Annotated in this window: 23 protein-coding genes and 1 other RNA gene; 12 read left to right on the forward strand and 12 right to left on the reverse strand. The window is 64.5% G+C overall.

Annotation, left to right across the window (positions count from 1 at the left end):
- Complete coding sequence (locus ACYQ4W_RS00345; RefSeq protein ID WP_459851530.1) at positions 1-2493, reverse strand: Lon protease family protein; 2493 nt, start codon at positions 2491-2493, stop codon at positions 1-3.
- Positions 2494-2747: 254 nt separating this feature from the next.
- On the opposite strand from ACYQ4W_RS00345, the gene ACYQ4W_RS00350 reads away from it, so the two are divergent.
- The 12 genes from ACYQ4W_RS00350 to ACYQ4W_RS00405 all read left to right on the forward strand — a co-directional run bounded on the left by ACYQ4W_RS00350 (position 2748) and on the right by ACYQ4W_RS00405 (position 12182).
- Entirely contained in the window at positions 2748-3026 is a 279-nt protein-coding gene (locus ACYQ4W_RS00350) for an AtpZ/AtpI family protein (RefSeq protein ID WP_459851533.1), read from the forward strand.
- Between the two features lie 37 nt (positions 3027-3063).
- Positions 3064-3507 carry an ATP synthase subunit I gene (locus ACYQ4W_RS00355; protein ID WP_459851535.1) on the forward strand — a complete coding sequence of 148 codons (444 nt, stop codon included), beginning with the start codon at positions 3064-3066 and terminating at the stop codon, positions 3505-3507.
- 3 nt (positions 3508-3510) lie between these two features.
- Positions 3511-4197: a F0F1 ATP synthase subunit A gene (atpB, locus tag ACYQ4W_RS00360; protein WP_459851537.1), complete on the forward strand. Its 687-nt coding sequence runs from the start codon at positions 3511-3513 to the stop codon at positions 4195-4197.
- A gap of 55 nt (positions 4198-4252) precedes the next feature.
- A complete protein-coding gene (locus ACYQ4W_RS00365; protein WP_459851540.1) occupies positions 4253-4573 on the forward strand; it encodes an ATP synthase F0 subunit C in 321 nt (106 codons plus the stop codon).
- A 75-nt stretch (positions 4574-4648) separates the two neighbouring features.
- Complete coding sequence (locus tag ACYQ4W_RS00370; protein ID WP_459854403.1) at positions 4649-5314, forward strand: redox-sensing transcriptional repressor Rex; 666 nt, start codon at positions 4649-4651, stop codon at positions 5312-5314.
- Between the two features lie 112 nt (positions 5315-5426).
- Positions 5427-5933 (forward strand): chemotaxis protein CheD, encoded by a 507-nt coding sequence (locus tag ACYQ4W_RS00375; RefSeq protein ID WP_459851542.1) that lies wholly within the window; start codon positions 5427-5429, stop codon positions 5931-5933.
- 2 nt (positions 5934-5935) lie between these two features.
- Positions 5936-6745: an acetolactate decarboxylase gene (gene budA, locus ACYQ4W_RS00380; RefSeq protein ID WP_459851545.1), complete on the forward strand. Its 810-nt coding sequence runs from the start codon at positions 5936-5938 to the stop codon at positions 6743-6745.
- Positions 6742-7704 carry a glycosyltransferase gene (locus ACYQ4W_RS00385; RefSeq protein ID WP_459851548.1) on the forward strand — a complete coding sequence of 321 codons (963 nt, stop codon included), beginning with the start codon at positions 6742-6744 and terminating at the stop codon, positions 7702-7704. The genes budA and ACYQ4W_RS00385 overlap by 4 nt, the downstream gene beginning before the upstream one ends.
- Positions 7705-7766: 62 nt before the next feature.
- Positions 7767-8846 (forward strand): AMIN domain-containing protein, encoded by a 1080-nt coding sequence (locus ACYQ4W_RS00390; protein ID WP_459851550.1) that lies wholly within the window; start codon positions 7767-7769, stop codon positions 8844-8846.
- A 244-nt stretch (positions 8847-9090) separates the two neighbouring features.
- Entirely contained in the window at positions 9091-9849 is a 759-nt protein-coding gene (pstB, locus tag ACYQ4W_RS00395; protein WP_459851552.1) for a phosphate ABC transporter ATP-binding protein PstB, read from the forward strand.
- Between the two features lie 14 nt (positions 9850-9863).
- On the forward strand, positions 9864-10529 hold the full coding sequence (gene phoU, locus ACYQ4W_RS00400; protein ID WP_459851554.1) for a phosphate signaling complex protein PhoU: 666 nt from the start codon (positions 9864-9866) through the stop codon (positions 10527-10529).
- 567 nt (positions 10530-11096) lie between these two features.
- Positions 11097-12182, forward strand: a complete 1086-nt coding sequence (locus ACYQ4W_RS00405; RefSeq protein ID WP_459851556.1) for a glycerol dehydrogenase — start codon at positions 11097-11099, stop codon at positions 12180-12182.
- 241 nt (positions 12183-12423) lie between these two features.
- Here ACYQ4W_RS00405 and tyrS read toward each other — a convergent pair whose 3' ends face one another.
- The 11 genes from tyrS to ACYQ4W_RS00460 all read right to left on the reverse strand — a co-directional run bounded on the left by tyrS (position 12424) and on the right by ACYQ4W_RS00460 (position 22371).
- Entirely contained in the window at positions 12424-13710 is a 1287-nt protein-coding gene (gene tyrS, locus ACYQ4W_RS00410) for a tyrosine--tRNA ligase (RefSeq protein WP_459851558.1), read from the reverse strand.
- Between the two features lie 13 nt (positions 13711-13723).
- Positions 13724-14515, reverse strand: coding sequence for a TIGR00282 family metallophosphoesterase (locus tag ACYQ4W_RS00415; protein ID WP_459851560.1), 792 nt, complete (start codon positions 14513-14515; stop codon positions 13724-13726).
- Positions 14516-14933: 418 nt separating this feature from the next.
- On the reverse strand, positions 14934-15482 hold the full coding sequence (locus ACYQ4W_RS00420) for a bacterioferritin (RefSeq protein ID WP_459851562.1): 549 nt from the start codon (positions 15480-15482) through the stop codon (positions 14934-14936).
- Positions 15483-15658: 176 nt separating this feature from the next.
- Entirely contained in the window at positions 15659-17227 is a 1569-nt protein-coding gene (gene rny / locus ACYQ4W_RS00425; protein WP_459851564.1) for a ribonuclease Y, read from the reverse strand.
- 182 nt (positions 17228-17409) lie between these two features.
- A non-coding RNA gene (ssrS, locus tag ACYQ4W_RS00430) (6S RNA) lies at positions 17410-17593 on the reverse strand.
- A 38-nt stretch (positions 17594-17631) separates the two neighbouring features.
- A complete protein-coding gene (locus ACYQ4W_RS00435) occupies positions 17632-17883 on the reverse strand; it encodes a cell division protein ZapA (protein ID WP_459851566.1) in 252 nt (83 codons plus the stop codon).
- Positions 17884-17898: 15 nt separating this feature from the next.
- A complete protein-coding gene (locus ACYQ4W_RS00440; RefSeq protein WP_459851568.1) occupies positions 17899-18081 on the reverse strand; it encodes a hypothetical protein in 183 nt (60 codons plus the stop codon).
- 31 nt (positions 18082-18112) lie between these two features.
- Positions 18113-19489 carry a bifunctional UDP-N-acetylglucosamine diphosphorylase/glucosamine-1-phosphate N-acetyltransferase GlmU gene (gene glmU, locus ACYQ4W_RS00445; protein ID WP_459851570.1) on the reverse strand — a complete coding sequence of 459 codons (1377 nt, stop codon included), beginning with the start codon at positions 19487-19489 and terminating at the stop codon, positions 18113-18115.
- A 159-nt stretch (positions 19490-19648) separates the two neighbouring features.
- Positions 19649-20071, reverse strand: a complete 423-nt coding sequence (locus ACYQ4W_RS00450; protein ID WP_459851572.1) for a F0F1 ATP synthase subunit epsilon — start codon at positions 20069-20071, stop codon at positions 19649-19651.
- A 10-nt stretch (positions 20072-20081) separates the two neighbouring features.
- Positions 20082-21485, reverse strand: a complete 1404-nt coding sequence (atpD, locus tag ACYQ4W_RS00455) for a F0F1 ATP synthase subunit beta (RefSeq protein WP_459851574.1) — start codon at positions 21483-21485, stop codon at positions 20082-20084.
- A 19-nt stretch (positions 21486-21504) separates the two neighbouring features.
- Entirely contained in the window at positions 21505-22371 is an 867-nt protein-coding gene (locus ACYQ4W_RS00460) for a F0F1 ATP synthase subunit gamma (RefSeq protein WP_459851576.1), read from the reverse strand.
- Between the last annotated feature and the right edge of the window lie 11 nt (positions 22372-22382).

Below are 22382 nucleotides of genomic sequence, written 5' to 3' on the forward strand. Positions count from 1 at the left end.
TTAGCCCCTTCCCTTGCGCGGGTTTTCGGCCTGTGCGGCCAGCTTGGTCAGTTCGGCCAGGCGCGCGTCGACCATGCTGTACAGCGAGCCCGGGGTGTAGCGGCCGTCCTTGCGCCGGGTTCCTGCGGGCAGGCCGGTCAAAAGCGTCATGGCCTGCTCGATGCTGGCCACGGGGTAGAGGTGGAACTTGCCCGCGCGCACGGCCTCCACCACCTCGTCCTTCAGCATCAGGTGCACGGCGTTGTCCGCCGGAAAGAGCACCCCCTGCCGACCCGAAAGTCCGCGCCTGCGGCAGACCTCGAAGAAGCCCTCCACCTTGCGGCTCACGCCGCCCACGGCCATGATGGCGCCGCTTTGGCTCACCGCGCCGGTGAAGGCCAGGGAGAGGTCGATGGGCGCGCCGGAAAGGGCGGACAAGAGCGCCGCCAGCTCCGCACCGGAGGCGGAGTCGCCCTCGACGCCGGCGTAGTTCTGCTCGAAGCACAGGCTGCCCGTGAGCACCAGCGGCTTGTCCTGGGCGAACAGGCGCACCAGGCAGCTCTTGATGATCATCATGCCCTTGGTGTGGATGGGGCCGCCCAGCTGGGCCTCGCGCTCAAGGTCGAGGATGCCGCCGTGGCCGACGCCCACCGTGCAGGAGATCTGATGCGGCAGGCCGAACTCGTAGTCGCCGAAAAGCGTGACCGACAGGCCGTTGGCGCGGCCCACGGCCGTGCCGCCCGTGGCGACCTTGATGATCTCGCGGTCGTAGTCGGCCATGAATTCTTCTTCAAACAGATTGGCGCGGAAGTCGTTCTCGGCCACGGCGCGGGCCAGGTCCGTCGCCTCCACCAGCTCGCGGCCGTCGCGCCGGGCAATGGCCGCGGCTTCGATCATGCGGCCGCGCACCTGGGTGAAGGACAGGGTGAGCTGCTTCTGGTCCTCGGCCAGTCGGCTGGCGTGGTCCACCAGCCCGGCCAGTGCCGTGCGCGAGAAGGGCGGCAGCTTGGCCTCGTCGATGATGCCCGCCAGGGTGGTGAGATAATTGCGGATGCTCTGGGCCGTGCGCGGCACGGTGCCCTGGAGGTGGGCCTTGAGCTTGAAGTGCTTGCGGAAGCGGTCGTCGTTGGTCAGCAGGGTTTCGTAGGCCTCGTCCGTGCCGACCAGGATGATCTTGAGGTCCAGCGGAATGGGCTCGGGTTCGATGGTGCGGGTCTTGGCCTGCTCGGCGTCGCCCGGATCCTCCATGCGCAGCTTGCCCAGGCGCAGGGCGCGCAGCAGCCCTTCCCAAGATCCCTGGTTTCCCAGCAGATCCTCAACATTAATGATAAGGAAGCCGCCGTTGGCGCGGTGCAGGCTGCCCGCGCGCACCAGGGTGAAGTCCGTGTAGAACGCGCCAAGCTCGCTCTCGCGCTCTATGCTGCCGAGAAGATTGAAAGACGTGGGGTGGTCTTCCACAACGACCGGGGCACCGCCTTTTTCCTTGGCGCTCTTGCTGTTGTCGACGAAGAGATTGACCTCGTGGCGGTAGCTGGGGTCCTCGGCCGGGGGCTGGGCGTGGCCGTCCGGGTGCTGGCCGTGGGGCTGGGTCGCGGCCGCGGCCGCGGTTGCGGGCTTGTCCGACGCGTCGCGCGGGAGATAGTAGCTGATGTTCTCGATGACGTCCTTTTCCACGGCGGCCAGGTGCTCAAGCAGCCGGGGCACCAGGGCGAAGTCCTTGCGCAGGGGCTTCAGGTGTTCGGTCAGGGCCTCCAGGGCGATTTCGCGGTGCAGCTTGCTTTCGCTCTGGCGGAAGCCCTGTTCGCTCAAGGTGAGCTTGCGCAGGAACACGCTGATCTCGGACAGCAGGTGCTCGCCCTTGGTCTTGAGCAGCTTGCGCCGCGCCGGGGCCAGGCGGCCGTACTCGTCGTCGCCCATGATCTTGCCGCCCACCAGGGGCATGATGGTGAGCCCGCCGCTGTCGTCCATGTCGAGGGAGAAGCCCTTGGTGCGGGCCATGGACTCCATTTTGTTGAAGATGCTGTCGCGCTTGGCCGAGAAGCGCTTGAAGAGCGTCTCGTGCTTGCGGCGGTAGGTGTCCTCGTCAAAGGTGGCGGTGATGGTCTGGCGCACGTCGGCAAGGGCCTTGGCCAGGCCGGTCTTGAAGGCGCGGCCTTGCCCGGCCGGAAGCGAAACCGCCAGGGGCCGGTCTTCGTCCTCGAAATTATGCAGGTAGAGCCAGTCGCAGGGAGTGGGGCGCTTGGCCGCCTCCGGCGCGAGGAAATGCCGCACGAAATGCGTGCGCCCAAGGCCGGGCTCGCCCGCAACAAATACGTTGTATTCCAGGCCGGGAATCATGAGCGCCATGCCGAGGGCCTGCATGGCGCGCGGCTGAAAGCCGCCCTGGCCGTTTTTCTTGGGCACGGCGCGGCTGTCCTCGTAGGGCAGGGTGGCGGGATCCAGGCGGTTCTTCAATTTTTCCGGCGGCAGGGGAGTGGCCGCGCGGGCGGGGATGGTCGGTGTCTTTTTCGTCATGCTCTTTCCATGATAAAGTGTGGAGGCGGAAGCCGATGGTGCTCCGCTCCATGATCTGTACTGGCTTCCGCACGGATTGTCACTAGAGCGGTGGCCCCGGCGGGGAGGAAGGCGGGGGGAGAAAAACTGAAAAATGCATGGCTCAGAGCGCGAACCGCATTGACTGCCCCAGGGTGTTGTGCTAGCTACTTCTCCTTGTGAAGAAATGAACGTCCCGGCCATTTGGCCCATAAGCGGACCGTTCGGGGTGCATCATGTTCTTTCCCAATCAGGGCAAGCCTTCCGGCGCCATGGAGCTGCTCTCCACCGCTGGAACCATTGGTCTCCAGTTGGTGGTATCCACCTTCATCGGGCTGGCCATGGGGTATTTTCTCGACAAATGGTTGGGGACAAGCCCTTGGTTGCTGGTGATATTTCTTCTCCTTGGCATCGTGGCGGGGTTCCGCGATGTGTTTCTGGAAGTCCAGCGCATCCAGAAAAAGGAATCAGGGGATACAGGAGCGGGGACCGGGGATTCCGGTTCGGGGAAATGAATCCGACCCATGCCGGGGCCGGGTTTGACGAGGCTTCATGCTGAAATCGCTTGTCCAGAGAATAGACGCCGTGCTGTTCCGCCGCGGGTTCGCCCTGGCGGATGCGCGCAGGCTGATGCGCAACCAGATTCTTCTGGCCACCGGTTGCACGGTGGTTGCGTGTCTGGCGACGGGCTTCTCCAACTGGGGGCTGTCCTTCGCCGCCGGCGCGCTCATCATCAGCTTCAACTTCTGGTGGCTCTCCAAGGCCGCGCAGGAGCTGGTGCGGGTGAAGCAAGGCGCCATGTTCACGCTTTTGACGCTCTTTTATGGAAGGTTGGCATTGACTGCGGTCGCCATCGCCGGGCTTGTCGCCTGGGCGGGGGCCTCGGTTTACGGTCTTTTGGCCGGGCTCTCCACTGTGCTGTTTAACGCCGTGCTGTGGGGTGTCCTTCAGATCAGGCACAAGGTCCCCGTCGCGGGGGATGGGAAGGAGGCTTAACTCATGTCTGCAGGACTTCCGGAACCGTTGATCTTCTCTGAGATCATCGACCACTCGCTGGGTCTTCATCTGCCGCCGCACGTTTGGTACATGTGGCTGGCGATGATCATTCTTTTCTCTTGTGCCCTCATGCTGCGTGGTCGCCTCCAGCTGGTGCCGGGCGGTTTGCAGAACGTGTTCGAGACCGTCATCGGAGGTCTTGAAGACTTCACGGTGACGAACATCGGCGAAGAAGGCCGCAAGGTCTTCCCGTTCCTCTGCTCGATCTTCCTGTTCATCCTGGTGATGAACTACATCGGCCTGGTTCCCGGCTGCGACGCCGCCACGGCCAACGTGAACACCAACGCCGCCATGGCCGTGTGCGTGTTCCTTTACTACAACTACATCGGCATCAAGAAATGGGGCTTCGGCTACATCAAGCACTTCATGGGCCCCATGCCCGCGCTGGCGCCGCTCATGCTCGTGCTCGAGACCGTGAGCCACATCGCCCGCCCGCTCTCGCTCACTCTCCGTCTTTTCGGCAACATCCGCGGCGAGGAAATCGTCCTGGTGCTGCTCTTCGTGCTGGCTCCGGTGCTGGGCACCCTGCCCATGTACTTCTTGTTCATCCTGGGCAAGACCATTCAGGCCTTCATCTTCTTCATGCTGACGATGATCTACCTGAAGGGCTCGCTGGAGCACGCCCACTAAACCTTGGGGAAATGGTCGCTTGACCACAACACTATACCTTTAGGAGTACATTGATATGCGCAAAGCTCTTCTGATGACCCTGGCTATGGTTCTCTGCGCCTCCGCTGCTTTCGCTTCTGACGGCGCCGCCGTCGCCGCCGTGGGTCCCGTGGCCGCTTGGGCCACCGCCATCGGCATGGGCATCGCCGCCGGCCTCTGCGGCATCGGCCAGGGCCTGGGCCTGAAGGCCGCTTGCGAAGGCACCGCCCGCAACCCCGAAGCCGGTGGCAAAATCACCGTCACCCTGATCCTGGGCCTGGCCTTCATCGAGTCCCTGGCCATTTACGCCCTCGTCGTCAACCTGATCCTGCTCTTCGTGAAGCCCCTGGGCGCCTAGTACCAAGTCTTTCCCGGAATCAAAGGAGGCCGCGAGGCCTCCTTTTTTCCGGGGAATCCGTTCCAAATTTCACAAATTCACCGCGAGCGTTCTGGAATGGCCGTAAAGAGCGAGCATATCCCAAAGGCCACCATCGCCCGACTTGCCACCTACATTCAGGTGCTTTCGGAATTCAAGCGCGAGGGCACTGACGTCGTCTCCTCCGAGCGCCTCGCTGAGGCCTGCTCGGTCAATTCCTCGCAAATTCGCAAAGACCTCGCTTACTTCGGCGAATTCGGCGTCCGCGGCGTGGGCTACTACGTTCAGGACCTCATCACCTCCATCAAGCGTTCCCTCGGCATAGACCGCGCCTGGAACTGCGCCCTTGTGGGCGTTGGCAACCTGGGCCGTGCGCTGCTGCGCCACCGCGAGTTCTCCCGCAAGGGCTTCATCATCCGCGGCGCGTTCGACTGCGATCCCTACAAGATCGGCGAGGTTGTGGAGGGCATGGAGATCGTGTGCTCGCGCCAGTTGCCCGCCAAGGTCAAAGAACTCGGCCTGGAGATCGGCGTCATCACCACTCCGCCCGAACGCGCCCAGCGCGCCGCCAACTACCTCATCGGCGCGGGCATCAAGGGCATCATCAACTTCGCGCCGGCGCGCATTGCCGTGCCGAAACACATCCACCTTGAATACGTGGATTTCTTCCACTACTTCTACGCCGCCGCCTTCCACATCCGTTTCGACGAACAGCCGGACTAGGCCCTCTACATCCGATAGTCATTCTCAATCGCAGAATCAGTTGACTTGCTGCGCGCTTGGCATGATGATGCCTTGGCAATACGCTATGGCATGCATTCTGGAGCGATCACCTGTGCAGGATCTTGAACAGTATCCCAAGGTATTCTTGCAGACGGGCGACTGCTTTCTCGGTGTCCGCCCAACTCTTGTATCCACCGTCCTCGGCTCGTGCGTCGCCGTGACCATGTGCGATCCTGCGCGGGGCATCGGCGCCATCTGTCACGCCTTCCTGCCGGACAGCGTCAGCTTCCAGAACTCCACGCGCGAGCCGCAGGTCTGCCGCTTTGTCGACACGGCCCTTGAAAACATGTTTTCGAGCATGCTGAAGCTCAAGGTCCCCCAGGAAAACCTGGTGGTGAAGGTCTTCGGCGGGGCCTCCGGTCTCATGGGCGGCGCGGAACGCACCAACCTCTACGACATCGGCGGACGCAACCTGCGCGCCGTGCGCCAGTGGCTCATGGTGCATGGCCTGCCAATCTCCAAGTCGCAGATCGGCGGCAACCAGGGGCGCAAGCTGCACTTCCTCACCCACACGGGCGATGTGTGGATCAAACTTCTCAACCGCTCCGGCGGGGAATAGCCATGCGCACCAAAGCTTCGCGTCTCGTTCTTGGAATATTTCTGGCCTTTGCCTGCTGGGCCGCGGCCCTTGCGGCGGAGATGCCCCAGCAGCCCGGCGCAAAGCCCGCGGCCTTGGCGCAGGTCGGCGTCATCGACGCGCTCTTGGCCGGTGGCTATGAGGGCTCCCTGTCCCTGGGCGAGCTGCGCAAGCTGGGCGATTTCGGACTTGGCACCTTCGACGCACTGGACGGCGAGATGGTCGTGCTGGACGGCGTGGTCTATCAGGTTCCCGCCAGCGGGCTGGTGCGCAAGGCCCCGGACACGCTGACCACGCCTTTTGCCCAGGTGACGCGCTTTGCGCCCGACGCCACCTGCGCGCTGCCCGCGGGCGCGGACCTCAAGGCCGTGGAGGCCAGGCTCGACGCCGCCCTGGGCGACCCCAACTGCTTCGCCGCCGTGCGCATCGACGCGGACTTCGCCACCCTGACCGCGCGCAGCGTGCCGCGCCAGACGCCGCCCTACCGCCCCCTGTCCGTGGTGGCCAAGGAGCAGGCCGTGTTTCCCTTCGCCGCCACGCGCGGCACCCTGGTCGGCATGCGCGGCCCCGCCTTTGCGCGCGGCCTGGGCGTGCCCGGCTGGCACTGGCATTTCCTCACTCAGGACCGCACGCGCGGCGGGCACGTCATGGCCTTCACCCTGGGCGCGGCGCCTGTGGCCCGCATGCAGCGCATGCGCCGCCTGGAGCTGACCCTGCCCGAGCGCGGCCTGGCCGGTTTCGACCTTGCGCGCGACCGTTCGCAGGAACTGCATTCCGTCGAGAGCGGCAAATGAACATCCTGATGATCGCGGTGAACGACCCGGCCGGGACGGGCATCGGCTTTTGCCGGGCCGTGAACCGTCTGGGGCGGCACCATTGCCGCATCGTTACCCTGGAGACGCGCTATACGCACTCCTGGCCCAAGGACCTGCACGTGCCCGATCTGGACGAGGCGGGCCTGGCCGAGCTGGAGCACCTGCTCAAGACCAGCGACGTGCTGCATTTTCACATGACGGCGGATGAGAATCTGCGCCTGGGGCCGTTTCTTCCGGCGGACTACCTTGCGGGCAAGGCCATTGTGCACCACGAGCACGGCCACCACGACTTCCGCTCCAATCCCGAGGGCTTCCGCGCCAAGTACCGTGAGCTGGGCCGCAAGAATCTGCTGGTGAGCACCCCGGATTTGAAGCGCATGATGCCCGAGGCGCGCTGGCAGCCCAATCTCGTGCATCAAAACGAGCCCGTGCTGCGCCCGGCTGAGCGCCGCTGGTCCGGGCCGCTCAAGGTGGCCCACTCGCCCACGCGCAAGGATCTCAAGAACACCGACGAGCTGCTGGCCGTGGTGCAGGGGCTGCGCACGCGCGGCAGCGCCCTGGAGCTGGATCTCATCGACAACGTGCCCCACAGCGAGTGCCTGGCCCGCAAACGCGCGGCCCATGTGCTGTTCGACCACATGCAGGGCTATTACGGCGTGAGCAGCCTTGAGGGCCTGAGCCAGGGGCTTGCGGTCATCGCCGGGCTGGACGCCTGGAACCGGGCCCACGTGGCGGAGTTCTCCGGCTTGGCCGAGGTCGCGCTGCCCTGGGTGCTGGCGAACAGCGCCGAGGATCTTGCGGCGCGCCTGCGCGAGCTCGCCGCGGACATGGACCTGTGCCGCGCCAGGGGCGAGGCCTCCCGCCGCTTCATGGAGGAGTGCTGGTCCGAGGAGAAAGTGGCCGGACATCTTTGCGATTTCTGGGACGCCCTGCTGTGAGCGGGCTTTGCGCCGGGCGGCGTTTTGTGTAAGGTGCCGCAAATGACACAGTGGAGCGGGGAATGAGCAAAGTGCTGAAGCATACGGGGAGCAGGCTTGCGGCGTTGGCCGCCGTGGCCGGCATTTTGGGCGGCGGTTTCGCCGCCGGTACGGTCCTGGCTGCGGAGTATGAAGTGCGCATGCCGGTTTCGAAAACCGTGCGCCTTGCGCCCGTGGAAGAAGCCGTTGACCCGGACGCGGACAAGGCCAAGCCTGCGGCCAAGCCTGCGCCAAAACCTGTGGCCAAACCTGCGGAAAAGCCCGCCGACAAGGCCGGTGCCGAGAAAACCGCCCCTGCCAAGCCTGCCGCGGAAAAGCCCGCCAAGCCCGAAAAGCACGCCCAGGACAAACACACGGCGGACAAAGCCGCCGCCGACAAGGCCGCAGCGGAGAAGGCTCCCAAGCCCGTGCTGGGCAAGGCCGCCGAAGCCGCCGCCAATGCCGAGCGTAAGACCGTCATCATCTCCAAGAAGCCTGCCAAGCCCGCGTCCAAGAAGAACGTGAAGCCCGTCGAGGTGAGCGCCGATCCGGACGCGCAGGACAACGCCTCGGCAGAGCAGGCCGCCCACGCCGCGCCCCCGGCTGCCGCTGCTCCGTCCGCCGCCGTTGCGCCGACCGAGGCCCAGGCCGCGCCCAAGGCGGCCAAGCCCGCTCCGTCCGTTCCGGCCCAGCGCCAGCCCGCACCGGTCAAGACCGATCCCAAGGCCCTGGTCATGCCCGCAGCCGCGACCACAGGAACCGGCGCGCCCCTGCCCGCCGATGGCCTGTGGATGGGCGAGGTGAGCGTGGAGTACCAGGAGCAGAGCGTCATCGTGCGCATCGCCACCAGCAAGCAGGCCGACCGTCTGACCTGGTTCAACCAGGCCGAGCCGCGCAAGCTGGCCGCGGATTTTCACGGCGAATGGCACAAGAAGGGCGGGCATGTGCTGCGCATGGACACCGGCCCCATCAAGAACATCATCGTGGGCGAGCACCCGGACCGCATGCGGCTGGCCGTGGAGTTCCGCGACGGCGCGGTGAACCCCGGCGTGGAGCCCAAGCTTGAGGCGGCCGCGGGCGGCGTCACCCTGACCATTCCCCTGGCCGTGCACCTGAAGCCCTGAGCCGACGCCCGTCTGCACAGGCCGTCTGCACAGGCCGCACGACGTGTCGGCCAGCCCCACCGGCTGAGACGCCGCCTGCGGCGAACCCGCCTCCGGCACTCCGGATTTTCTGGCACCACTGGCGGCCTTGTCACAGAATCGTCACAAGGCCGTGTCCCATACGTCGCTTCCAGTGCGTAAATCTCCCCTTGCAGCACGCGGCCGCACCCTGCGGCACTCCGCCTGCAAGCCCACGGAGACGCACATGCCCGACATCAAGGTAACTTCGCAATCACTGGACTTTTATTACGGCGCGTTCCACGCCCTGCACCAGGTGAGTCTCGACTTCGAGAAATTCCAGGTGACGGCGCTCATCGGGCCGTCCGGCTGCGGCAAGAGCACGTTTTTGCGGTGCATCAACCGCATGAACGACCTCATCCCGGGCACGCGCGTCACCGGCGTGCTGGCCCTCGACGGCGAGGACATCCATGCCCAGGGCGTGGACGTGGTTGCCCTGCGGCGGCGCATCGGCATGGTGTTCCAAAAGCCCAATCCCTTTCCCAAGACCATTTACGAGAACGTGGCGTATGGCCTGCGCGTCAACGGCGTGCGCGACAAGCGCGTGCTGGACGAGAGCGTGGAGACGAGCCTGCGCGGCGCGGCCCTGTGGGACGAGGTGAAGGACCGCCTGCAGGCCTCGGCCCTGGGACTTTCCGGCGGGCAGCAGCAGCGTCTGTGCATCGCCCGCGCCCTTGCCGTGCGGCCGGAGGTGCTGCTCATGGACGAGCCGGCCAGCGCGCTGGACCCCATCGCCACGCAGAAGATCGAGGACCTGATCCACGAGCTGAAGCGCGACCTGACCATCATCATCGTCACCCACTCCATGCAGCAGGCCGCCCGCGTTTCGGACCGCACGGCCTTCTTCTACCTGGGCAAACTCATTGAGGAAGGCGACACGCGCACCATCTTCACCAAGCCGCGCAACCGCCAGACCGAAGACTACATTACCGGCCGCTTCGGCTAGGGGGAGAGATCAACATGCAGCAGCGCAGTCATTTTACCCAGAAACTCGGCGAGCTGCGGATGCTCCTCCTGCGCATGTCCGCGCTGGCGGAGCAGGCCGTGCAGAACGCCTGCCGCGCCTACCTTGAGGGCAACACAGACCTCGCCGAGGGCGTGGTCATGAACGACATGGCCATCAACGAGATGGAAGACGCCATCGACGCCTTCAACCTGGAGCTTCTGGCCCTGGACCAGCCCCTGGCCAGCGACCTCAGGCTCATCATCGGATCCATGCGCATCACCATGAACCTGGAGCGGGTGGGCGACGAGGCCGTGAACCTGGCGCACCGGTCGCTGTTTCTGTCCACGCGCCAAGCCCTGCCGGAGAACCCGCGCATGGCCCAGCTGTGCGCCCACGTGCAGGACATGCTGAGCAAGGCCGTGCGCGCTCTGGTGGACGAGGACACGGCCCTGGCCAACGACATTTGCGCCATGGACCACAGAGCCGACGAGCTGTGCCTCAAGGTGCTCAAGGAGGCCATCAACACCATGGTCGACGAGACGCGCATCGTGGAGCGCGGGGTGCACGTCATCATGGCCTCGCGCCATCTGGAGCGCATCGGCGACTTGGCCACGAACATCGCCGAGGCCGTGATCTTCATCAAGGAAGGCATGGACCTGAAGCACCGCTGCAAGGGCTAAAAACGGTTGTGGAGCGCGGCCGCCGGCACGCTTCGTCACTTGGCCGACCACAGCTCACGCAAACGCAGCTCACACAAACGCAGCCCGAAGAACACAGCCCACTAAACGCAGTGCACGCAAGAGCCCTGGAGCAGTCCGGGGCTCTTGTCTTTTATGCCCACCGTCTTGCACCGGCTTTCCGCAGGTGGGATTCAAGCATATCCGATGTCGTGCTGGCGAGCAGAAGGCATCAGCAGCGCATCTTCTTGTGCCAGCTCTTCGGGCCAGCTCACTGCATCCTGTCCGCAATCCACTTTGATCGCGTTGCAGGCGGGACCACGCCTCCGCGCACCGCTCGCCATGCCACCGCGCCATGCCGCCGCGCCCTGCGGAACGCTTGAAACAAGAATCCGGCAACCGGCGCGTATGTTTTGCTATTTTTATTTCAAAACGAAACGGATATACAGAGGGCACGGAGCGCTTCCGCCGGTGCCGATCGCGGCCGGGGCGGGCGCGCCGCAAGGGTGCGTGCGCCGGTTTGCGCGCATGCGGTCCAACACTGTGTTGCTTGCCAAGAGGAGAACGATCATGCTCATGACTTCGATTTTTCCCTCACGCTATGTCCAGGGCGCCGGCGCCCTTTCCCTGCTGGCCGAGGAAGCCGCCCGCCTGGGCACGCGCGCCCTGGCCGTTGTTTCCGGGTCCGCGCGGCCATTGGTGGAAAAGGCCCTGGCCGGACAGAAGCAGCTGGAGGCGACCGTGCAGCCCTTTAAGGGCGAGTGCTGCGACGAGGAAATCGACCGCCTGGTGGCCGCGGCCAAGCAGGCCAAGGCGGACGTCATCATCGGCGCGGGCGGCGGCAAGCCGCTGGATACGGTGAAAGCCGTGGCCCACGCCCTGCATCTGCCCGTGGTCGTCGTGCCCAGCATCGCCTCAACCGATGCGCCGTGCAGCGCCCTGTCCGTCATCTACACGCCGGAGGGCGCCTTCAAACGCTACCTGCTCTTGCCGCGCAACCCGGACGTGGTGCTGGTGGACAGCGAAGTGGTGGCGGCCGCACCGATGCGTTTTCTCGTCTCCGGCATGGGCGACGCCTTGTCCACGTGGTTCGAAGCCGAGGACTGCCGCGTCAGCCAAGCCAAAAACATGACCGGCCGCACAGGCACCATGACGGCATACGGCTTGGCGCGCCTATGTTTCGACACGCTGCTGGCCGACGGCCCTGCCGCGAAAAAGGCCTGCGAGGCCAAAACTGTCAGCCCGGAGCTGGAGCGCATCATCGAGGCCAACACCCTGTTGAGCGGCCTGGGCTTTGAGAGCGGCGGCCTTTCCGGCGCGCACGCCATCCACAACGGCTTCACCGTCCTGCCCGAGACGCACGCCTTTTGGCACGGCGAAAAGGTCGCCCTGGGCACCTTGTCGCTGTTGATGCTCACAAAGCGCCCGGCGGACATGATCGCCAAGGTCTATGATTTCTGCCAGTCCGTGGGGCTGCCCATCTGTCTGGCGGACATCGGGCTCGCCGCTCCCACGGACGCGCAGCTCATGGAGGTGGCGCGGCTGGCCTGCGCACCGGGCGAAACCATCCACAACATCAAGGGCGATGTGACGCCGGAGGCGGTGCTGGCCGCCATCAAGGCGGCGGATGCCGAGGGCCGGCGCAGAAAGGCCTGATCTCCTTCCCCCCTCTCCACAACAAAGGGACAGGCGGCGCTGCCTTCAGCGCTGCCTGTCCCTTTTGCTTTTGCCGAGCCCCGAAGCGGCTCATTTTTTTCTATTGCGGGGTCCGGGGGGAGCATTCCCTCCGGCGGGTCCAAGGGCGGAGCCCTTGTTCCCCACCCATGGTGTGCCGGGAACATGCTCCGCAGGGCAAGGGGCTTTTCGCCCCTTGGAACCCCGTTTCGTGAAGAAAGGCTTAGCCCAGCCGGACCAGGCCGTAGTTCTTCTTGCCCTTTCTGAGCACCAAGAACGCGCCGCAGGTGGCGTTCACCTCGCCCAGGAAGTCGTCTGCGGTGAGGGCGCGCGCGGCGTCGGCCACCTTGTCGCCGTTCAGCGACACGGCTCCGGCCTGGATGTCCTTTCTGGCCTGCCCCTTGGACGGGCACAGGCCCAGGTCCACCAGGATCTGCGGCAGGTCGGGCAGCTGCGCAAAGACATATTCCTTTGCCGGGGCCGATTCCAGCGCGGCGGCCAGGGTGCCGGGGTCTGTGGCGCGCAGGTCGCCCTTGCCGAAGAGCGCCTCTGTGGCGGCCATGACCTTGGCCAGCTCCTCTTCGCCGTGGACCATGATGGTGGTCTGCGCGGCCAGCGCCTTCTGGGCGGCGCGTTCCTGCGGGGCGCGCTCCACCTCCGCCTCCAGGGCGGCTATCTCCTCCTGGGAGAGGAAGGTGAAGTACTTGAGGAACTTCACGACATCGGCGTCCTCGGTGTTGATCCAGAACTGGTAGAAGGCATAGGGGCTGGTAAGGGCGGTGCTCATGAAGATGGCGCCCTTTTCGCTCTTGCCGAACTTCTTGCCCGAGGCCGTGGTGATGAGCGGGAAGGTGAGGGCGTACGCGTCGCCCGCCTGCTTTTTGCGGATGAGCTCCGTGCCCGCGGTGATGTTGCCCCACTGGTCGCCGCCGCCTATCTGCAAGCGGCAGCCGTACTCTTTGCAGAGGTGGTAGAAGTCGTAGCCCTGCAGGATCATGTAGCTGAACTCGGTGTACGAGATGCCCACCTCATCGCGGTCGATGCGGCCCTTGACCGAGTCTTTGCCGAGCATCCAGTTGACCGTGAAGTGCTTGCCCACGTCGCGCAGCAGTTCGATGGCGCTCATGTTCTTGACCCAGTCGTAGTTGTTCACCACGGTGGGCTTTTGGCCGGTGTTGCGTTCCACAAAGGCCTCCATCTGGGCCTTTATGCGCGCGGCGCGGCCTTCCACGGCCTGCTGGTTGGAGAGCTCGCGCTCCTTGTCCTTGCCGGAGGGGTCGCCGATGAGGCCCGTGGCCCCGCCGAGGAGGAAGATGGGTTTGTGCCCGGCGCGCAGCATGCGCACCAGGGAGAGCAGGGGCACGAGGTTGCCGATGTGCAGGCTCTCGGCCGTGGGGTCGAAGCCGCAGTACATGGCCTGGCCCGGGGTATCGAGGTATTTGCGCAGGCCTTCGGCGTCGGAGACCTGATGCACCAGGCCGCGCCAGGAGAGTTCGTCAAAGATGTTCATGTCTGCTCCGCTGTTATTGCGCGCTGAAACGCCAGACGGCGATATCTTCCGCCTGGCCGGTTTCCGCGTCGATGTCGAGGATGGCGCCGCAGAGAACCACGGGGCCGTCTGCCACTTCAAAACGTTCGGGCGCGGCCGTCAAGAACTTCCGCAAGATGGGGGCCACGGTCATGCCCAGGCAGGAGTCCACGGGGCCGCACATGCCCAGATCGGTCATGAAGGCCGTGCCTTTTTTGAGCAGCCGGGCGTCGTTGGTCTGCACATGGGTGTGCGTGCCCAGCACGGCGCTCACGCGGCCGTCCAGATGCCAGCCCAGGCCGGCCTTTTCGCTGGTGGCCTCGGCGTGGAAGTCCACCAGGCGCACGCGCACGTCGGGCGCTTCGGTTTCGAGCCGCTCCAAAAGCGCATCCGCCGCGCGGAAGGGACAGTCGATGGCCGTCATGTACGTGCGGCCCATGAGGTTCAGCACCGCCACCGGCGGCAGGCCCTCTTTGCGCAGCACGTAAACGCCCTTGCCCGGCAGGCCCGGGGGGAAGTTGGCCGGACGCAGGAGCCGCTCCTCGCGCGTCATGTACGAGGGGATGTCCTTGAACTTCCAAATGTGGTTGCCGCTGGTCAGCAGGTCGACGCCCGCGCCGAGCAGCTCCTTGGCGCCGTCCGAGGACAGGCCGAGGCCGCCCGAGGCGTTCTCGCCGTTGGCGATGATGAGGTCGGCTTGGGTGTTCGCCCGAATCTCGGCCAAGTGCTTTTTGACGGCAGTGCGGCCGGGCCGGCCCACGATGTCGCCCAGGAAAAGGATGCGCATGCGCGCGAGCTTATCCGAGGCGGGGGCTCTGGGCAAGTGCCGGGACGCGGCAAGAGCGCGGGCTTGTTGTGGCGGAGAGTGTGCGGCGTCCCGGGGGAAGGGCGCGCTGTGCTGGTGTGGCGGATCCAGATGTGAACGCGGTTGTCGGGCGGACCGGATGGACACGGGGGCTATGTACCAGAGGGATGTGCCGGACGTTCGTGGGCGCTGCGCTGCACGCTGCGGCTGGTCATTGTTCCTGATCGCTACGGCGGATCTTGCGGTGTAAATTGCAAGGAACCGGGAGAGAGGGGCGAGGAAGGGCGGGCCTGAAGATGCTTGCATGGGCCGTGCACGCAAAGCGGGGGGACCATGCGGCCCCCCGGCTGTGCGATGCGTTTGCGGGGCTGAACCCCGGCGTTGCGTGCTTGCTGTGGCCCTAGCCCGCCGCGCCGCCGCCGCCCGGCAGGGCGAAGCCCTTGGTGGTGCCGCCCGTGGTGGAGGGCGTGCCCGCGATGCGCGAGAGATACGCGTCGCCGAGGTTTTTGATGTGCCCGGCCACGTTGTCGAAGTGGTTGAAGTGGATCTGCTCCTCGTCGATGATGGCCTGGAACAGGTTCATGCTGATGTTGTCGCCGTTTTCGCGGCAGACCTGCAAAAACTGGTTGTAGGAGTCGATGGTGTTGTCCTCCAGGTCGGCGTCGAAGGGAAAGATCTTGCGCACGTCCTGGCCCTTGGTGACCTTGCCCTCGCCCTGGGTGGCCGGCTCGCCGCCCAGTTCCTTGATGCGCTCGGCGAACATCTCGGCGTGGCGCATTTCGTCAATGGCGATGAGCTTCATGTTGGCGGCCATTTCGCCGTAGTCCATGTTGTCCAGGTTGTAGTGCTGGTTCATGTACTGGGTGATGGCGTGCAGCTCCATGGCGCGGGCTTTGTTCAGCACGTCCAGAACCTTGGCCTTGCGGGCTTCTCTGCTTTCAGCGGCCATTTGGGGCACCTCCGGTTGTGTTTCGGGTCCGAGACGAATTGTCAGGGGCGCTTTTCAGCATATGCACAATAGGCAAACGCGGCCGAAGGAGCAAGGGCTTTGCTCGGGCAAAGAAAAAGGCCGGAGAACGCGAACGCTCCCCGGCCCATTGTGGCGGCTTGAACCGGCGCGACCGGCTATTTGGCGTAGCCCACGGCCCGCTTTTCGCGGATGACCGTGACCCGGATCTGGCCGGGGTAGGTCATGTTGTTTTCGATCTTGGCGGCGATGTCCTTGACCAGCATGTAGGTCTGCTCGTCGGGCACGCGCTCGGCGTCGACCATGACGCGGACCTCGCGTCCGGCCTGGATGGCGTAGGCCTTGCTGACGCCGCCGAAGCTGGTGGCGATGCCCTCCAGCTCCTCCAGACGCTTCACGTAATTCTCAAGCAGCTCCTTGCGGGCGCCGGGGCGCGCGCCGGAGAGGGAGTCGGCCGCCTGCACCAGGGTGGCGATGGCCGTCTGGGGCGGCACGTCCTCGTGGTGGGCCTGGATGGCGTGCACGATCTCCTGAATTTCGCCGTGCTTCTTGGCCAGGTCCGCGCCGATGAGGGCGTGCGGGCCCTCGATCTCGTGGTCCACGGCCTTGCCCAGGTCGTGCAGCAGGCCGGCGCGCTTGGCCATCTTTTCGTCAAGGCCAAGCTCCGCGGCCATGATGCCGCAGAGGAAGGCCACTTCGATGGAGTGCTGGAGCACGTTCTGCGAGTAGCTGGTGCGGTAGTGCAGCTGGCCCAGCAGCTTCACCAGCTCCGGGTGGATGCCGTGCACGCCCACGTCGAAGGTGGCCTGCTCGCCTATCTCGCGCAGCTTCACGTCCATTTCCTGCTCCACCTTGCGCACAACGTCCTCGATGCGGGCGGGGTGGATGCGGCCGTCGTGGATGAGGCGCTCAAGGGCCTGCTTGGCCACTTCGCGCCGCAGCGGGCTGTAGGCGGAGAGGACAACGGTCTCCGGCGTGTCGTCGATGATCAGATCGACGCCGGTGGCGGCTTCCAGGGCGCGGATGTTGCGGCCCTCGCGGCCGATGATGCGGCCCTTCATTTCCTCGCTGGGCAGGGTGACCGCGGTGACGGTCTGTTCGGAGACGTAGTCGCCCGCGTAGCGCTGAATGGCCAGGGAGAGCACTTCCTTGGCCTTCTTGCTGGCGATCTCCTTGGCTTCGGTCTCGATGTTGCGGATCATGCGCGCGGCTTCGTGGCGCGTGCGCGACTCCACCTCGGTCATGAGGCGTTCCTTGGCTTCCTCGACGGTGAGGCCGGAAATCTCCTGCAGCTTGCGCTCATGCACATCCGCCGCGGCGCTCAGGGCCTCCTCTTTCTCGGCCAGGGACTTTTCCTGCTTGATGAGGCGCTTTTCCAGCTCCACAACGCCGGATTCCTTCTGGGCGACCTTTTCGAGCTTGCTCTCCAGGCGTTCTTCTTTTTCCTGCAGGCGGGCCTGTTCGCGCTTCAGGGTCTGCTCGCGGTCCTTGAAGTCCTGCTCTTGTTCCTTCTTCAGGCTGAAAATTTCGTCCTGGGCCTGGAGCCGGGCCTCCTTGCGGGTGGCGTCGGCCTCCTTTCTGGCTTCTTCGACGATGCGTGTGGCCAGGTCCTGGGCGTCTTGGTTGCGTTTTTTGGAAACATAACTGCTGAGATAATAACCGCCCGCGAGGCCGACCAAAAGGGCCACGGCATCAAGGGCGATGAGCAACAGGCTGGATTCGTTCATGCGCTGCTCCTTACCGGTTATATGGACAGGCCATGCGGGCCTGATTCGCAAGCGGTCGCCGTGCATTGGTGGCGCAGGCGTCCGCGTTCGTGCAAACCGTTTAGGGCAGGTGTCTTGGAGAGGAAGGGATGGCGTGCGAAAAGCCTTGGACGGATGCCAAAGCGGAAAAGGCCGCCAGGGCATTTAGCCCCGGGGCGCCGTGTTGCTCTTCGAGTTTTGAACCTCGTTTAACGAGGGGGGCTTCTCCGTCCCACCGTTAGGCGGCCCGTTCGAGGACGGGTATGCACACGGGTGGAATCTGGCGAATCCCATTTGATACATATTGGCTCAAGAACTCAAAAACAATCACGAACTCCCCAGGGTTTTCCTGCTTTTCTATGCGCAAGGCCGCTGTAACCGGCCTGTTATCGCCTCTCCAAGAGTTCCTGCATGCGGGCTTCAAGTCCCGCTTGCTTCCGGCGCATTTCGAGATAGTCGTCCGCCATCCCGAGGGCCAAAAGCGTGAGCAGTTTCTCTCTGCTTATATACTTTCCACCCTTGCTCAGCTCGGTGAAGCGTTCTTCGAGCAAGGCCTGGGCTACCTGGATGCGTTGTTCATCCGCATCCGTCTTGAAAGAAATCTCAAGTCCGTTGACCGTTATGGTATAGCTCGGCATAGCGTTATCTCAGGTCTAGCGCCCGTCGAGCGATGCCTGCACCTTTTCAAGAAGCGCTTCAATACGGTCCTGCACTTCTTGTCGTTTCGCGGCCTCGGTCTCTACTTGAGCAGCCAAGGCCACGTTATCCTCTTCCAATTGCCGGACGCGCGTCAAGAGTTCCCCGAACCGCGCCTCCAACTTTTCAATGAGTTCCATGCTCAGACCCTAACGCTTCCTTTCAGCGAAATCAAGGTTTCTTGCCGCGGCCCTCAAGATTGGCCTGCCGTGCGCGGGCAATGCCAAGGGCGTGGTCTGGAACGTTTTTGGTGATGACCGAGCCCGCGCCGACGAGTGCGTTTTCGCCCACGCTCACCGGAGCCACCAAAGCCGTGTTGCTGCCGATGAACGCGCCCGCGCCGATATGGGTCTGGTGCTTGTGCGTGCCGTCGTAGTTGCAGGTGATGGTGCCCGCGCCGATGTTCGCCCCCGCGCCCACGCTCGCGTCGCCCAGATAGGTCAGGTGGCTGGCCTTTGCGCCGGGACCGAGGCTCGACTTCTTCATCTCCACAAAGTTGCCCACGCGGGCGTTTTCGCCCACGTCCGCGCCGGGGCGCAGCCGCGCATAAGGCCCGGCCACGGCGCCGGTGGCCACGTGCGCGCCTTCCAGGTGGCAGAACTCGCGCACCTCGCAGCCCGCATCGAGCACGGCGTCGGTGATGTTGCAGAAGGCTCCGACCTTTGCGCCGCGGGCAATGGTGGTGTTGCCGAGGATGCGGCAGGGGCCGGTGATCTCCGCGCCGGGCTCTATGCGGGCGCGCGGCCCGACAACCACGGAGTCCTGCTGGTGCAGGAGCACGCCGGAGCCGAGCAGGCGCTCCACAATGTCGGCGCGCAGGCGCGTTTCCGCCTGGGCCAGCTCCAGCGGGGAATTGACGCCCAGGAGGTCCAGTGCGCCTTCGCGCTTGAGGGCGTGCACCTTGAGGCCGGACTCCACGCCCAGGCCCACCAGGTCGGTGATGTAGTATTCGCCGGCGCGGTTGGCGCTGGTGAGGGCAAAGAGCACGGCCTCCACCGCGGCAACGGAAAGGCAGAACAGGCCGGTGTTCACCTCGCCTGTGTCCTCGCCGTGCAGCGCGGGGTCGTAATCCTTGGCCTCCACAATGCCTGTGACCGCGCCGTCGGCCCCGCGCAGCACGCGGCCAAAGGCTCCTGCGTCGGGCAGCACGCTGGTCAGAAAGGCGATGTCCGCGCCTTCGCGCGCGGTGTTCAGCAACTCCTCAAGGTCCTCCGGCGTCACCAGCGGGGCGTCGCCGTTGAGCACCAGGCAGTGGGCGGCGCCGCTTTCGCGCACCTTGTCCCAGGCAACCTGCAGGGCGTGCCCCGTGCCCTTCTGCTCGGTTTGCGGCACAAAGCCGCTTGCCAGCTCCGGGTGCGCCCGCTCGACCATGTCCTGCCCGTGCCCGACTACGGTGAGCACCTGCGCGGCCACGGAAGAGGCCGCCGCGGCGACATAGGAGAGCATGCTCTCGCCCAGCAGGGTTTGCAGCACCTTGGGCTTGTCCGAGTGCATGCGGGTGCCTTTTCCGGCGGCGAGAATGACGGCGATGGTGTTTGCGTGGGGCATGTGGGCTCCTCAAAAGGTGAACGTTGCGAAGGGATGTTTCGCACTTTTCGGCGCAAATGAAAAGGCGGGCCCGGCCCCAAATGAAAAGGCAGGCCGGAGTTACCCGACCTGCCTTTGTTACTGTTTGCCAAGCGCCGTTTCAGGCGGCGGAAGCGTGTGTTAGCACGTTCCCGCTTTTTCGCCGGAGTTGCGGCAGCTCATGCGGGCGATGGACCGGCGCAACGCAGCCTGGGCGCGGGCGTGGTCGATCTTTTCCTGGGCGCGCGCCAGGCGCTGCTGGGCGCGTTCCTGCGCTTTGCGGGCGCGTTCCGAGTCGATATCAGCCGCCTTTTCCGCAGCCTCGGCCAGGACGGTCACCTTATCGGGGGTGACTTCGGCAAACCCGCCAGAGACGAAGACATAATGGGTCTTGCCGTCGTCTTTGTAATACAGGTTGCCGATGCCCAGCGCGGACAAGAAGGGGATGTGGTTCGGCAGTACGCCGAACTCCCCGAGCGCGCCGGGAGCCCCAACATAGTCAACGTCCTGCGAGAGGACCTTGCGGTCGGGCGTCACGATTTCAAGCAGCAGCTTTTTGGACATGGCGTCCTACCTATCCCTGCTTGGCCTTGTCGAGGGCCTCGTTGATGTCGCCAACCATGTAGAAGGCGCTTTCCGCGATGTCGTCGTGCTTGCCGTCGATGATCGCCTTGAAGCCCTTGATGGTGTCTTCAAGCTTGACATAGCGGCCGGGCTTGCCGGTGAAGGCTTCGGCCACGTGGAACGGCTGGGACAGGAAGCGCTGGATGCGGCGGGCGCGGCCGACGAGGAGCTTGTCGTCGTCGGAGAGCTCGTCCATGCCAAGGATCGCGATGATGTCCTGCAGTTCCTTGTACTTCTGAAGGATCATCTGCACCGAACGGGCGACCGAGTAGTGCTCCACGCCGAGGACCAGGGGGTCCAGAATGCGCGAGGTGGAGTCGAGCGGGTCGACCGCGGGGTAGATGCCCAGCTCGGCGATCTGGCGGGAAAGCACGAGCGTGCCGTCCAAGTGCGAGAAGGTCGTGGCCGGGGCGGGGTCGGTCAAGTCGTCAGCGGGCACGTAAACGGCCTGCACCGAGGTGATGGAACCCTTGTTGGTGGAGGTGATGCGCTCCTGCAGTTCGCCAAGGTCGGTGCCCAGAGTCGGCTGGTAGCCGACCGCGGAGGGCATGCGGCCAAGAAGCGCGGACACTTCGGAGCCAGCCTGGGTGAAGCGGAAGATGTTGTCGATGAAGAGCAACACGTCCTGGCCGTCGGCATCGCGGAAGTTCTCGGCGATGGTCAGACCGGTGAGGGCGACGCGGGCACGGGCTCCCGGGGGCTCGTTCATCTGACCGTACACCAAGGCGGCTTTGTCCAGAATGCCGGCTTCTTTGAACTCGTGGTAGAGGTCGTTGCCCTCGCGGGTACGCTCGCCCACGCCGGCGAACACGGACAGACCACCGTGGTGCTTGGCGATGTTGTTGATCATTTCCATGAGAATAACGGTCTTGCCCACGCCGGCGCCGCCGAAGAGGCCCATCTTGCCGCCCTTGGGGAAGGGGATCAAGAGGTCAACGACCTTGATGCCGGTTTCGAGCACTTCGACCTTGGTGTTCTGGTCGACGAACGGCGGAGCCGAACGGTGGATGGACATAAGCTTGTCGCTCTTGATCGGGCCCATTTCGTCCACGGGGCGACCCACGACGTTGATGATGCGGCCAAGGGCGCCAACACCGACCGGGACCTGGATGGCCTTGCCGGTGTCGGTGACTTCCATGCCGCGGACGAGACCTTCGGTGGCGTCCATGGCGATGGTGCGGACCACGTTGTTGCCCAGGTGCTGGGCGACTTCGCAGATAAGGTCCGGCGCATCCGAATTATTCGGATTCTTGATATCCAGCGCGTTCAAGATGTGAGGCAGGTGCCCCTCAGGGAATTCGACGTCAACGACGGCGCCGATTACCTGAACGATTTTACCTACAGTTGCACTCATTTTGTTAGGCCCCCTTTTCTCATTTCAGCGCTTCGGTGGCGCCGACAATATCCATCAGGTCTCTGGTAATCGCCGCCTGACGCGTCTTGTTGTAAAGCAGCGTCAGAGAGTTGATCATGTCGTCACAGGCGCGCGTGGCGTTGTCCATGGCGGTCATGCGGGCTGCATGTTCGCTGGCGGACGTGTCAAGCATGCCGCGGTACACCTGAACTTTCACGAAGCGGGGCAGGAGTTCGGCCAGCAGACCCTCGACAGAGGGCTCGTAGACGTAGTCCTTGCCAGAGCCCGCGGCTTCACCAGGGGTTCCGCTTATGGGCAGCACGATCTGCGAAACGGGGACCTGACGGCCCACGCTCAGGAACTCGCCGTAGCAGAGCACCACTTCGTCCAGCGTGCTGTCCAGGAAGGCGTTGATCAGCTCGTTGCCGAGCTTGCTGGCCAGCGTGAAGTCAAAGCTGCCCATGATGTCGGGGTACTGGACCACGATTTCATGTTCCGCCTTGCGGACGGCGTCGCGTCCCTTCTTACCCACGCAGTAGAACTTCACGCCCAGGCCCTCGGCCTTTTTCTCCGCGGCCATTTTAAGGGCCGCCTTGATGATGCCGGCGTTGAAGCTGCCGCACAGACCGCGGTCAGAGGTTACGATGACAATGCCAACAGTCTTTTTTTCCTCACGCTTTGCCAGAAGCGGATGGACCGACTCATCCGCACCGGCCGCAAGATCGCCAAGCATTTCGAAGAACTTCTGCGCATACGGCTTGAACCGCTCAATGCGGCTCTGGGCGTTGCGCAGCTTCGCCGAGGCCACCATATTCATGGCCTTGGTGATCTGCTTGGTCTTCTTGACCGCGCCTATTTTCGTTTTGACGTCCCTCAGGGAAGCCATTGCACCCTCCT

This window comes from Humidesulfovibrio idahonensis (genome assembly GCF_054657715.1).

What these genes read in the sequence shown, in the direction of transcription:
- pstB (WP_459851552.1), top strand. Translation starts at nt 9,091, where the DNA reads ATGCCCGACATCAAGGTAACTTCGCAATCACTGGACTTTTATTACGGC.
- ACYQ4W_RS00440 (WP_459851568.1), bottom strand. Translation starts at nt 18,081, where the DNA reads ATGGAACTCATTGAAAAGTTGGAGGCGCGGTTCGGGGAACTCTTGACG.
- ACYQ4W_RS00350 (WP_459851533.1), top strand. Translation starts at nt 2,748, where the DNA reads ATGTTCTTTCCCAATCAGGGCAAGCCTTCCGGCGCCATGGAGCTGCTC.
- ACYQ4W_RS00460 (WP_459851576.1), bottom strand. Translation starts at nt 22,371, where the DNA reads ATGGCTTCCCTGAGGGACGTCAAAACGAAAATAGGCGCGGTCAAGAAG.
- ACYQ4W_RS00385 (WP_459851548.1), top strand. Translation starts at nt 6,742, where the DNA reads ATGAACATCCTGATGATCGCGGTGAACGACCCGGCCGGGACGGGCATC.
- ACYQ4W_RS00390 (WP_459851550.1), top strand. Translation starts at nt 7,767, where the DNA reads ATGAGCAAAGTGCTGAAGCATACGGGGAGCAGGCTTGCGGCGTTGGCC.
- glmU (WP_459851570.1), bottom strand. Translation starts at nt 19,489, where the DNA reads ATGCCCCACGCAAACACCATCGCCGTCATTCTCGCCGCCGGAAAAGGC.
- budA (WP_459851545.1), top strand. Translation starts at nt 5,936, where the DNA reads ATGCGCACCAAAGCTTCGCGTCTCGTTCTTGGAATATTTCTGGCCTTT.
- ACYQ4W_RS00365 (WP_459851540.1), top strand. Translation starts at nt 4,253, where the DNA reads ATGCGCAAAGCTCTTCTGATGACCCTGGCTATGGTTCTCTGCGCCTCC.
- ACYQ4W_RS00415 (WP_459851560.1), bottom strand. Translation starts at nt 14,515, where the DNA reads ATGCGCATCCTTTTCCTGGGCGACATCGTGGGCCGGCCCGGCCGCACT.
- ACYQ4W_RS00345 (WP_459851530.1), bottom strand. Translation starts at nt 2,493, where the DNA reads ATGACGAAAAAGACACCGACCATCCCCGCCCGCGCGGCCACTCCCCTG.
- rny (WP_459851564.1), bottom strand. Translation starts at nt 17,227, where the DNA reads ATGAACGAATCCAGCCTGTTGCTCATCGCCCTTGATGCCGTGGCCCTT.
- ACYQ4W_RS00450 (WP_459851572.1), bottom strand. Translation starts at nt 20,071, where the DNA reads ATGTCCAAAAAGCTGCTGCTTGAAATCGTGACGCCCGACCGCAAGGTC.
- ACYQ4W_RS00405 (WP_459851556.1), top strand. Translation starts at nt 11,097, where the DNA reads ATGCTCATGACTTCGATTTTTCCCTCACGCTATGTCCAGGGCGCCGGC.
- ACYQ4W_RS00420 (WP_459851562.1), bottom strand. Translation starts at nt 15,482, where the DNA reads ATGGCCGCTGAAAGCAGAGAAGCCCGCAAGGCCAAGGTTCTGGACGTG.
- ACYQ4W_RS00435 (WP_459851566.1), bottom strand. Translation starts at nt 17,883, where the DNA reads ATGCCGAGCTATACCATAACGGTCAACGGACTTGAGATTTCTTTCAAG.
- phoU (WP_459851554.1), top strand. Translation starts at nt 9,864, where the DNA reads ATGCAGCAGCGCAGTCATTTTACCCAGAAACTCGGCGAGCTGCGGATG.
- atpB (WP_459851537.1), top strand. Translation starts at nt 3,511, where the DNA reads ATGTCTGCAGGACTTCCGGAACCGTTGATCTTCTCTGAGATCATCGAC.
- ACYQ4W_RS00355 (WP_459851535.1), top strand. Translation starts at nt 3,064, where the DNA reads ATGCTGAAATCGCTTGTCCAGAGAATAGACGCCGTGCTGTTCCGCCGC.
- atpD (WP_459851574.1), bottom strand. Translation starts at nt 21,485, where the DNA reads ATGAGTGCAACTGTAGGTAAAATCGTTCAGGTAATCGGCGCCGTCGTT.
- tyrS (WP_459851558.1), bottom strand. Translation starts at nt 13,710, where the DNA reads ATGAACATCTTTGACGAACTCTCCTGGCGCGGCCTGGTGCATCAGGTC.